The 11,297-nt window shown below is 50.3% G+C and carries 16 protein-coding genes; all 16 read right to left on the bottom strand.

The window, feature by feature from the left end:
• A partial coding sequence (locus VF260_12700) for an FHIPEP family type III secretion protein (protein HEX7058038.1) occupies positions 1–471 on the bottom strand: 471 nt, incomplete at its 3' end.
• A 52-nt stretch (positions 472–523) separates the two neighbouring features.
• Entirely contained in the window at positions 524–1,615 is a 1,092-nt protein-coding gene (gene flhB, locus VF260_12695) for a flagellar biosynthesis protein FlhB (protein HEX7058037.1), read from the bottom strand.
• Between the two features lie 45 nt (positions 1,616–1,660).
• Positions 1,661–2,440 (bottom strand): flagellar biosynthetic protein FliR, encoded by a 780-nt coding sequence (fliR, locus tag VF260_12690; protein HEX7058036.1) that lies wholly within the window; start codon positions 2,438–2,440, stop codon positions 1,661–1,663.
• A gap of 11 nt (positions 2,441–2,451) precedes the next feature.
• A complete protein-coding gene (gene fliQ / locus VF260_12685) occupies positions 2,452–2,721 on the bottom strand; it encodes a flagellar biosynthesis protein FliQ (protein HEX7058035.1) in 270 nt (89 codons plus the stop codon).
• A 33-nt stretch (positions 2,722–2,754) separates the two neighbouring features.
• Positions 2,755–3,513: a flagellar type III secretion system pore protein FliP gene (gene fliP / locus VF260_12680; protein HEX7058034.1), complete on the bottom strand. Its 759-nt coding sequence runs from the start codon at positions 3,511–3,513 to the stop codon at positions 2,755–2,757.
• Positions 3,513–4,154, bottom strand: coding sequence for a flagellar biosynthetic protein FliO (locus VF260_12675; protein HEX7058033.1), 642 nt, complete (start codon positions 4,152–4,154; stop codon positions 3,513–3,515). The genes fliP and VF260_12675 overlap by 1 nt, the downstream gene beginning before the upstream one ends.
• A 36-nt stretch (positions 4,155–4,190) precedes the next feature.
• Positions 4,191–4,553: a response regulator gene (locus tag VF260_12670; protein ID HEX7058032.1), complete on the bottom strand. Its 363-nt coding sequence runs from the start codon at positions 4,551–4,553 to the stop codon at positions 4,191–4,193.
• Positions 4,554–4,578: 25 nt separating this feature from the next.
• Positions 4,579–5,832, bottom strand: coding sequence for a flagellar motor switch phosphatase FliY (fliY, locus tag VF260_12665; GenBank protein ID HEX7058031.1), 1,254 nt, complete (start codon positions 5,830–5,832; stop codon positions 4,579–4,581).
• Positions 5,822–6,820, bottom strand: coding sequence for a flagellar motor switch protein FliM (gene fliM / locus VF260_12660; protein ID HEX7058030.1), 999 nt, complete (start codon positions 6,818–6,820; stop codon positions 5,822–5,824). Before fliM ends, fliY begins: the two co-directional genes overlap by 11 nt.
• 50 nt (positions 6,821–6,870) lie before the next feature.
• Positions 6,871–7,344, bottom strand: a complete 474-nt coding sequence (locus tag VF260_12655) for a flagellar basal body-associated FliL family protein (protein HEX7058029.1) — start codon at positions 7,342–7,344, stop codon at positions 6,871–6,873.
• Positions 7,344–7,565: a flagellar FlbD family protein gene (locus VF260_12650; GenBank protein HEX7058028.1), complete on the bottom strand. Its 222-nt coding sequence runs from the start codon at positions 7,563–7,565 to the stop codon at positions 7,344–7,346. Before VF260_12650 ends, VF260_12655 begins: the two co-directional genes overlap by 1 nt.
• A gap of 111 nt (positions 7,566–7,676) precedes the next feature.
• On the bottom strand, positions 7,677–8,495 hold the full coding sequence (gene flgG, locus VF260_12645) for a flagellar basal body rod protein FlgG (GenBank protein ID HEX7058027.1): 819 nt from the start codon (positions 8,493–8,495) through the stop codon (positions 7,677–7,679).
• Between the two features lie 133 nt (positions 8,496–8,628).
• Positions 8,629–9,021, bottom strand: coding sequence for a TIGR02530 family flagellar biosynthesis protein (locus tag VF260_12640; GenBank protein HEX7058026.1), 393 nt, complete (start codon positions 9,019–9,021; stop codon positions 8,629–8,631).
• Entirely contained in the window at positions 9,018–9,464 is a 447-nt protein-coding gene (locus VF260_12635) for a flagellar hook capping FlgD N-terminal domain-containing protein (GenBank protein HEX7058025.1), read from the bottom strand. Before VF260_12635 ends, VF260_12640 begins: the two co-directional genes overlap by 4 nt.
• A 48-nt stretch (positions 9,465–9,512) precedes the next feature.
• Positions 9,513–10,970: a flagellar hook-length control protein FliK gene (locus VF260_12630; GenBank protein ID HEX7058024.1), complete on the bottom strand. Its 1,458-nt coding sequence runs from the start codon at positions 10,968–10,970 to the stop codon at positions 9,513–9,515.
• Positions 10,971–10,999: 29 nt separating this feature from the next.
• Positions 11,000–11,297, bottom strand: a 298-nt coding sequence (locus VF260_12625) for a hypothetical protein (GenBank protein HEX7058023.1), incomplete at its 5' end; no start/stop codon positions are given.

Raw genomic sequence — 11,297 nt, 5'->3', positions numbered from 1 at the left:
TTCGTTGATCAATCCGGCGTTCAGATCGGCGTCAATCGCCATTTGCTTGCCGGGCATCGCATCAAGGGTAAACCGCGCCGCGACTTCCGCCACGCGCTCCGAACCTTTCGTGATCACGATAAATTGGACGACGACAAGGATTAAAAATACGATAAAACCGACGGCGATTTGCCCGCCGGCAACGAATGAGCCGAACGTTTGCACGACTCTGCCCGCATACCCCTGGGCCAATATGTTGCGCGTGGTGGAAATATTCAAAGCCAGCCGAAATAGCGTTGTAATCAACAATATGGACGGGAAAGCGGAAAACTGCAGCGCATCCTTTGTGTTCATCGACACAAGCAGGATAACGAGAGCCAGAGAAATATTGATGGTCAAAAGAAAATCCAAAACATGCACGTTGACCGGCACTACCATCATGAGCACGATGCCGATTATGCCTATTAGAATGATGAGATCTCTGGCTTTCAAACGCGATTTCTCCTTTCGGCGGTAATGTTCTCATGTCACTTGTCAAATCTTGTTAAATCTTGCGCTTTTTCATGCGGTAAACAAAGGCGAGCACTTCGGCGACCGCCTGAAATAAATCCTGGGGGATCGCTTCTCCTACTTCCACCTGGCTGTACAGCGCTCGCGCCAAAGGCTTGTTTTCCATAATCGCGACTTCATGCTTTTGGGCAATTTCTTTAATTTTTAAAGCGACAAAATCTTGCCCTTTGGCAATGACGCAAGGCGCGTCCATTTCCCCGGAATCGTAGCGGAGCGCAACGGCAAAGTGCGTCGGGTTCGTAATGACAACATCCGCTTTCGGCACTTCCTGCATCATGCGGGAGATTGCCATGCGCCTTTGCTTTTCGCGGATTTTTCCTTTTATGAGCGGGTCCCCTTCCGTTGTTTTCAGTTCATCCTTGATGTCCTGCTTGGACATTCGCAAGCTTTTGTTTTGTTCATAGCGCTGGTACAAATAGTCCAGAAACGCCAGCAGCACCAAAACGGCGGCAATTTTAACGCCAAGGGATACGACCATTTGCGCCGTAAACTTGAACACTCCGGCAAGCGGCAAACGCGCCAACGCCAAAACCTGCGTCCGCGACTGCCATAACGTGTAAAAGACGATAACGCCGATAATGGCAAGCTTCAGCATCGTTTTCAGAAATTCAACGAGCGAACGCAGCGAAAATATCCGCTTCATGCCTTCCACCGGGTTCAGTTTGCCGAATTTGGGCAAGAGCGGTTCGCCGGTCAGCAGAAACCCGACCTGCAAATAATTGGCGAACAACGCGGTGGCCACAGCCATTACCATGAATGGCCCGACGACCAGCAAACTTTGGTAGACAAGTTGGTAAAACATCGCCAGCACATTTGGCACTGTCGCTTCCGCAAGCATATAATCCCGGTAAGTTTGTATGTATATATTGAGCAGCTTGCCTTTGTACAGGCCGCCGAACGCCAGCAAAAAGAGAAAGGAAAACAACAGGATGAAAGCGCCGGAAATATCCTGGCTTTTGGCCACCTGGCCTTTCTTGCGCGCTTCCTGTTTTCGCTTCGGCGTCGCTTTCTCGGTTTTCTCGCCGGCAAAAAGCTGCAGATCAAGCGCGTAACGGTACTGTCCCACGCTGCGACCTCCTTGCGACCAGTCGAATCGGCCGTCGTTTGCGGCTTAAAGATGCAAAATTTTGAGCAAATTCATCAGCGCTTCGAACATCGTGGCGAACAGTTGCTGAAAAACATACAGGAAACTCGATACCAAAAGCATCACCATGATTAAACCAACCGCAATTTTCACCTGGAAACCAACGACAAATATATTGAATTGCGGAGCCGTTTTGGCCAAAACGCCCAGAGCGAGATCGACCAAAAACATTGCCGCAAGAATGGGCGCCGCTATTTGAAAAGCCAAATAAAACACGGTGGCGAATGAATCCAGCAAAAAAGTCGACACCGCGCCATTTTGGATGTTGGCATAAATTTCGTTCGACAACGGAACCCATTTGTAGCTGTCCATAATCGCTTCCAACAAGTAATGGTGGCCGTTGATCGATAAAAAAAACAACATCGCCAGCATGAAAGCAAAGTTGCCAAAAACCGGAGATTGCGCCCCGGTCGCGGGATCAATCACATTGACGATGCCAAACCCGATCTGCATGTCCATGAACGAGCCGGCGATTTGCACCAGCGTGAAAAACAAATAGGCGGTGAATCCAAGCAGCAACCCGACTGTGATCTCCCGCGCCATGTTCAGCAAAAACAGGCTGTCGAATTCCATCGGTGCCGTCGTGCCGATAGCCGTAAAAACGAGCAAGCTGACAAAAAACGATAAGCCGACGCGAAAAGGAAGCGGAACGCCCCGGATGGAAAACACCGGAACGACAACAAAAAATGATGTAATTCGACAAAAAACAAGCAAAAAAGCCGGCAAGAACGAGGTGATCAGTTGCATGCGACCACAGCCTATCCGATATAATGGTACAAATTGTTCAACAAATCATAAGTAAAATCGACAAGCGTATTCAAAATCCAGCGGCCAAAAAGCAACAGCGCGAGCAAAACGGCGACAATTTTCGGCACAAACGCTAGCGTCTGTTCCTGTATTTGCGTCGTCGCCTGGAATATGCTGACCAATAGTCCTACAATCAAGGCAATCGCAAGCATCGGCGCGCTAGCTTTCAAAACGGTATACACGGCTTCGCTGGCCAACCGGATGATAAATTCCGCACTCATTCTTCAACCGTCACTCCTTCGGAACCGTTTTTCCTATTGATTGAAGCTGAGCAGCAGTGATTTGACGACAAGGTGCCAGCCATCCACCAAAATAAACAGCAAAATTTTGAACGGCAGCGAAATCATGACCGGCGGAAGCATCATCATCCCCATTGACATTAAAACGCTGGACACGATCATGTCGATAACGAGAAAAGGTATAAAAATCATAAATCCCATTTGAAACGCCGTCTTCAACTCGCTGATGGCGAAAGCCGGGATCAGCGCCGTAAGCGGAATATCCTCATATGTTTTCGGTTTCTCCGCTTTCGCGTATTGTAAAAACAACAGCAAATCTTTCTCGCGCGTTTGCCTGTACATAAACTTTTTAAGCGGAAGCGACGCTTTTTGCAGCGCTTCCGTTTGCGATGTGATCTGATGGTTTAAGTAAGGCTGCAACGCGGTTTGATTGATTTCGCTGATCGTAGGCGCCATGATAAAAAACGTTAAAAATAAAGCAAGACCCACTATTACCTGATTCGGCGGCATTTGCTGCGTTCCCAGGGCGGTCCTAACAAAACCAAGCACGATGACAATTCGCGTAAAACTGGTCATCAAGACAAGTATGGACGGAGCGATACTCAGAATGGTCAGCAACAATATGATGGAAATCGTATTGCCTACATCCGCCGGATTGTCATTCATCGGGAGCGGTATGCCCGGGATCGCAGGCGTCTCGGCATAGGCGCTTGATGACGAAAGCAGCATGCTGACAACGAAAACCGCAACTGCAAGGCATGTTTTTTTTTGCATCATGTTTGATCAGACCTGTCCTCCCGATTTGCATCCATTTCCTGCTCGTGCACACTGCGATTACGGAGCGTTGCCGTCCGCAATTTTTCATACAGAATTTGCTGAAATTGCTGCGCAGTCTGATCTTGCCCATTCTTTTCATGGAGCCGATGCACTCGTAATTTCCGGCGCAGAAATTTGATTGTGCCGTCCAATATCGGGATTTGCAGCACCCCTTTGTTGTAGTCGCTTTCCAATTTGCCGAGGAGTTGTTCCACTAAAGCCGGATCGTCGATTTTTTCCAATAGGCGAATATCGTTGCCGACGCCAAGGATATAGATCTTTCCGCCGATTTCCACAATTTGCAGCGACTTGTTTTGGCCGAACGGAATTCCCGCGACCAAACGGATCGAGCGATGCGCGAAAAACTGCCTGTTCTTTTTGGCGAGAAAGCGCGTAAGCAATAAAATCATGATCATGATGACGACAAGCACAAACAAAACCAAAAATGCGCTCGCAAACATATTTTCGGATGGACCGCCGCCCGTTACCGGCAGGTCGCCGGGATTTGGGTCGTCGGCATTGGCTCTCGCAAAATCGGCAAAATAGACAAATGGCAAACAAACCGAAACGCGGGGCAACATTTTCCGAATAGCGGGCAAGGCTACCACTCCTTGTGTCGACGCATATGCATGCGGTTAGCCCAGCGTCTTTTTAATCGCCTCAATTACCCTGTCAGCCTGAAAAGGTTTCACGATAAAATCTTTTGCGCCTGCTTGAATCGCATCGATTACCATCGCTTGTTGCCCCATGGCCGAGCACATAATCACTTTCGCGTTGCTGTCGATTTTTTTGATTTCTTTCAACGCTGTGATCCCGTCCATTTCCGGCATGGTAATATCCATCGTGACCAAATCGGGCTTTAATTCGCGGTATTTCTCCAACGCCTGGGAACCGTCATTCGCCTCGCCCACGACTTCGAAGCCATTTTTGCTTAAAATATCCTTGATCATCATTCTCATAAATGCTGCATCGTCGACAATTAAAATCTTGTTTGCCATTATGCGATCCTCCTAAATGAAACGTTTATTGTAATTTTTGTATTCTGTCCAACTGGCTGACGATGTCGGTTACCCGCACGCCGAAATTTTCATCGATGACAACCACTTCGCCCTTGGCGATCAACCGGTTGTTCACCAAAATATCGACAGGTTCCCCGGCAAGCTTATCCAGTTCAACAATGGATCCTTGCGATAATTCGAGAATTTCTTTGATCAATTTTTCTGTTCTTCCTAATTCTACTGTAACTTTCAATGGAATATCCAGTAGCAAATTCAAATTTGCCGATTCCAGCGAATTTAGTTGATTTGGCGCGAAATTTGCAAATTGGGCGGGTTGGACATTCACATTGCGTGCCGGATTGGTCATTCCGAAATTTCCATACTGTTGTTGATAAGGCTGCCCGTACTGCGGCTGCAGCGGCTGCTGCGTTGGCGGTTGCATGGGCGGCATTTGCGCTGCCGGCTGGCCGCTGTTCGGTTGATAAGGCGCTTCGTAGACCGGCGGCTGCACGGGCGTTTGCGGCGCTGCGGCCGCGGGCGTTCTTTCCTGCGGGCTATCATCGTTTTCGTTTTCCGCTGCGGCGCTTTCGCCCAAAAGCGTTGACACCATCTCTTTCGCAAATGAAATCGGAAGCAGCTGCATGAGACTGGAGTCGATCAAATCGGCTATGGTCAGGCGAAACGAGATTTTAATAAATACGTCTTCCAGCGGAAACGCCGCATTGTCCGTTTGCTTGGAAAAATCCAAAACGTCGATGCCGGGAGGAGAAATATTGACAAACCGATTGAAAATGGTCGACATCGAAGTTGCGGAAGAGCCCATCATCTGATTCATCGCTTCCTGTACGGCGCTTATATGAATCTCGTTTAATTCGATCTCCGTATTGGTGCCGTCGCCCCCGAGCATCAAATCCGCGATGACCTTCGCGTCATCCGTTTTGATGACCAGCAAATTGATGCCCTGAAATCCCTCGACATAATTGACGCTAACCGCGACATGGGGCTGCGGAAATTCCTGCACCAGCTGCTGACGGGCGATGACCGACACTTTGGGCGTCGTAATGTCAACCTTTTTTCCCAGCAAAGTGGATAATGCCGTCGCGGCGCTGCCAAACGTAATATTGCCGATTTCGCCCAGCGCATCCTGTTCCATCGTGGTAAGATACTGATTGGTATCGAGATTGTCAGTCGCCAACGTTTCATCGGGGCCATCCTCAATCGTTTGCCGCAACAAAGCATCGATTTCTTCTTGGGACAAATAATCTTTGTTACCGCTCATACTCATCTTCCCCTTTGTCAATGACTTCGGAAATCTGTATAGCCAGCCTGTCTTTCACCTTGCCGGGATTGGCGTAAAATTTCAGTTTGTCGCCAACCCTTATATCAAGACCTTCTCCCAACGGTTTATTTAGCGTGATGACATCTCCTACCGACAGATTGATAAACTCCCGAATGCTGATTTGCGACGAGCCAAGTTCCGCAACAATCGGAAGTTTGGTATGGGTTACCCGTTCCTGAATCGCTTCGACTTCGCCGGACGATCTTGTTTTCTTTTGCGAGACAAACCAGTGATGGACAGACAACTTCGGCATAATCGGTTCCAATACGACGTGCGGGATGCACAGGTTAATCATGCCGGTCGTTTCGCCGATTTTCGTGCTTAAAGAGATTAACGCTATCGTTTCATTGGGCGATACGAGTTGCAAAAATTGCGGATTCGTCTCCAACGCTTCCATTCGCGGCGTAAAGTCCAAAACCGACTTCCAGGCTTCTTGCAGACTTTCAAAAGTGCGGCTGAAAATGCGTTCCATCACAACCGTTTCAATCTCGGTCAACGCGTTGATTTTTGCGGGCGTTGCGCCCTGCCCCCCCAACAGCCGGTCCAGCATGGCAAAAGCGACATTGGGATGGACTTCGAGCACCATTCTGCCTTCCAGCGGCTCCGCTTCAAAAACGTTCAAGATCGTCATTTTCGGAACGGAGCGAATGAATTCATCGTAGGGCAACTGGTCTACGCTTACCACGTTGATTTGCACGAAAGTCCGCAATTGTGCGGAAAAATATGTAGTCAAATATCTCGCAAAGTTTTCATGGATGCGCGTCAAACTGCGAATATGATCTTTGGAAAAGCGTACGGCCCGCTTGAAATCATAGGTGCGGATTTTTTTCTGCGTCTCTTCTTTTTTCAGTTCCTCGGCATCCATTTCCCCGGATGACAGCGCGGCCAGCAACGCGTCAATCTCGTTTTGCGATAATACGTCGACCAATGTTCGTCACCCCCGCAAATTAGAGTAATCCATGCAGCCTACGGCAACATTCAGGTCAGCACAAAATTGGTGACGTTGACATGAATGACTTTGCCTTTCGTCAACAAATTGTTCACTTTATTCATTAAAATCGTGGACAAGGCGTCAAGGCCTTTGCTGCCTTGGATATCATCCGGATTCATATCCACCAATGTGACAATGATTGCGCTTTTGATTTGCGTGTTCAACAAATCAAACTCTTCCTTTGCCTGATCGTTTTCCAATTCAAACGCAAAGCTGATTTTGATGATTTGGCCATTCGCCAAATTCGTAATCATGTCGTCGATATTGGCGGTTAAATCATGAATTTCTTGCGCCGATTTTTTTTTCGGAGCAACTTTATCTACCGATTGGATCGCTTGATTGGCGGGATCTTGTGCCTGCGACTGTTTGTCAAGGTAATTCCACAAAATAGCCGCTGCAGAAATAATTAATGTAATGGCTATCAAGACAATGATCATAACCGGCAGCAGTTTCTTAAACACTATGATCCCTCCGAATTTTCAGTCTTGATCGCTAGGCGAACGGACCCGATATTGCGCATGTACACTTTCACCAGTTCGACAACTTCGGTTACCTGTTCGCGAACGACCAGTTTCTTTCCGGTCGTCAGCGTGATGATGGTATCGGGTGTGGCTTCGATGGTTTCGATCAATAACGCATTTACGGTCACCTGCGTGCCGTTTAACCGTGTCAAGGCAATCATCGCGAGCCTCCTAAAAATCTGAAACTTGGCCGCCTCAAGCGGCATGTCCGCCGGTCAGGCGGGCGTCTTGGCTTCAAGCGGCCCGCCTTGGCCTGCGAACGCTACGCGAAATTATCGTTTCAGATTAACAAGTTCCTGCAAAATTTCGTCGGATGTGGTAATGATCCGCGAGTTAGCCTGAAATCCGCGTTGCGCCACAATCATCTCCGTAAACTCTGTCGCCAAATCCACATTGCTCATCTCCAACTGCCCGGAGATGATCGCGCCCGTGCCGGCCTCGGCGTCATTGCCGGCAACATATTCAAATTCTCCGTCCAAATTGGCATTGGGCGTTATTTGGTACAAATTGCCGCCGATTTTTTCCAGGCCGTTCGGGTTCGTCACCTTCACCAATCCGATGTTGATCCCTGTCGGTTCTGCCGTGCCGTCAGCCAGTACGGAAATAATCTCGCCGGTTTGCGAGATGGAAAAGGCGGTGACATCGTCGCCGATTTGAATCGGCGTGCCGCCGGTGTCAACGACCAGCATCCCGTCCGAGGTCACCAGCTTGCGTTCGGCGTCAAGCGTGAAATTGCCGGCCCTTGTCAAATACGGAACTTCCTGATCTTCACTTGCCTTGACGGCGAAAAAACCGTCGCCATCGATGCGCAGATCGGTCACATTATTCGTTGTCATCGCGCTTCCCGGAGTATGAAGCGTGTCAATCGCGCCGATCGCCACACCCAACCCGATCTGCTTGGCGTTTACGCCGCCCAGGCCGTCCGTTGGGGCCGTGATGCCGGAAATCGTCTGGCTTAAAATATCTTTGAACATCGTTCGGCCGGCTTTAAATCCGATCGTATTTACGTTGGCAATGTTATTGCCGATTACATCCAATTTGGTTTGAAAACCGCGCATTCCGGAAATTCCTGAGTAAAGTGATCTTAACATTTGCCCGTTCCCTCCTGGAAACTGATGATGGGTCGCCGCAAAAATCACGCTGATTTTTCGGCGGGTAGTCGATCGGCCGCCTCTGTCGGTCAGCGGCCGTGGGCTTCCTTGACGGGCCAGCCCAGTATATGCTTCAGCTTACGATCACCGCGCTGTCGATATTGGTAAACACATTGTCTTTCACCGACGCGGAGTCTACAGCCGTCACGATCGTTCGGTTTTTCACGCTGACGATCAAAGCCAAATCCTGCATCACGATTAACGAGTCTTTGGCCCCTTTCGCAGCCGCCTTGTCGATCGCCGCTTCAATTTTTGTCATCTGCTCGGGCGTAAAGCGAATCCCCCGCTGTATCAGTCTTGACTCGGCATGCTGGCTCAAACGGACAAGCTCGCTCGCAAACAACTCGCGGAACGATTTTTGTCCAATCCCCCCTGCTGCCGCAGGCGAAACCGGTTTTTTTTGCGTCGGCGCTACGGGAGGCACATTGCCGGGATACAGCTGCCCGACATGCATTCGTTCATTCATTGCGACCCCTCCGTATCCGTGATGGACACAATTTGATCAAGAGGTATTTCCTCCTCACCAACCTGCGCATGCTGAACGCCGTCTTTGATCACAATGGCGCTGACAACGCCAGATTTCATCTGCGCGGTTTCATCCGCCGCCGTCAAGTCTTGCCACGTGACTGTTTTGCCGAGCAGGCTGGCGCTCCACCCCAACGACTGCCGCAACAGGCGAATTTCCGACGCCATATTCATCGTTTGTTCAAGCGTGGTGAATTGCGCCATCTGTGCGATAAAGTCCTGATCCTGCAGCGGCTGCATGGGGTCCTGATTGGACAGTTGGGCAATTAAAATTTTCATGAACTCGTCTTTGCCCAGATTTTTGCTGTTTCCGGCTTCGCGATCCACATTCCGCTTGTCGTAATAGGGCCAGGAAACTTGCGGAAAAACGGCCTCACCCGCCAATTCACGCACCTCCTTTTCGTGTACAGGCATATTTGTGATTGCATGCGGTTATGCGGTTGCGTTGAATGAACTCCCGTACGCGTATGCCGCAGCGGTATCGGGCTCTTCCCACGCCGGATATGCGGCTTCAACCGCGGCGACTAGGCCGTTCACCATCTTCTTGCGCTGCCGATCATGCTGCTGATGAGAAAACCCCTGGCGGCTTTGCTCGTAAAAAAGCTGCGATGCGGACGCGGAAGTTTGCAAAACCTCCAGTCTGTCCACTTGCACACCTTGCGACTGCAACGAAAGCCTAAGCTGCGGAAGCTGATTTTCCAGCATTTCTTTGGCATGCGCATGCTCGGCAATAAACTGCGCGACCAGTTGGCCGTTTTGCATCGTCATTTGGACATCGATTTTGCCCAGATGTTCGGGAATTAAAGACAATTTCGCTTGTGAAAAATCAGGAAATTGTTTAATCTCCATAGACTTCAACACGAACTGTGTAAATTCCTGCGAAAAGTTGTTCATATTCAACGTTCCATTTGTCGAATTCGCAAAATTTGGCGGCGCGGATAAATGGTTCGTGAGAATGAGCGGACCGCTTGGCGGCAACATTGCCGCTTGGCTTCCGTTTGCCGTACCGGCCTCTGGTTGATCGGATTGCGGTTTGGCCGCATGAACGATTTGGGCAACCGGTTGTTTGGCGCTTGCAGCATATGTTTGCAAGGCAGCCAGAACTTGCGCCGATAACTGTTGCAATGGTTTTGAAAGCGACGGATTCGCCATCGCCTTATCCAAAACGCCCGCCGCCTGTCCCGCGGCGGATTGGAGCATTTGCGAAAGCTCGTCTGCCAGCCGATTCAGTTCTGCCGGGAGCAACGATAAAAGCTTTCGTTTCGGCAACGCCATTCCCGATATTGCAAGAGACAATTGTCCGAACAACTGCTGTGCGGCATCCGGCAAAGGCTGGGTTACCGGCGTTTGCGGCAATGCTCCGGCCGAGGTTTGGGGCTGCGCTTGCGTTGCGAACCGTAAGAGATTCAAGATGAGATCGATCGCCACTTGCCGAAATCCGCTCTTTGCTGCCGCATCTGTTGCGGCAACCGATTCCGCGGTCTGATTCGCGAGTGCCGCGGGCCGGTTTGCCAATGGCAGCGGCGATTGCGGCCCGTTCAGCAACAGCTCATTTCCCGCGGCCAAAAGCGCCGGATTGTTGGCAAACTGCGGCGACAGCTGTTGCAACATGTCCGCCGCCAATTGCTTGAATTGTTCATTGTTGCTTGCGGCAAACAGCTGCGCAATCGCTTGCGGATCGATACCGGCGAGCAGCAATGCCGCAAGCAAATCGTCGGCAATTCCATTGTCCTCCTGCCCGTTGTCCGCAGCGTTCGCCAACAATTGCGAAAAGGCAGACTTTCCGTTTTCGCCTGTTCCTACCCGCATGGCGCCGGACGCTGACGCCGCCGTCTTGGCGCCGGTCCCGGACGTTTGCATAACCGGTGTAAACAGTACCGTTTGGGCCATTTTTTCACCTCCTTTCATGGAATCAGGCGTTATTGCGCAATCAGTTCCGTTAATTTCGCCGCGGCCGCGCTTGACGTATCCGCAATCGCGGAGATGATTTGCGACCTGGGACCGCTCTCCATAGCCGTCAGGATGGCCGCCGTCTTGTTCGGGTCCTTGTCGAACATCTCGAGCAGCACCTGGGCGGCGTTTTGCGGAGACATGGAAGCAAATGTTTGCGCCAATTGCCCGTTATTTAATTTTTCGTCATCTGTCAGCATTTTGTTAAATTCGGCTATTCTTGCCTGCAGCGCGGCGAGCTCCCGATCTTTTACAGGCTTTACATCT

Source organism: Bacilli bacterium, from assembly GCA_036381315.1.
Classification (GTDB): domain Bacteria; phylum Bacillota; class Bacilli; order Paenibacillales; family KCTC-25726; genus DASVDB01.
This window is presented reverse-complemented; position numbering and strand designations above follow the sequence as displayed.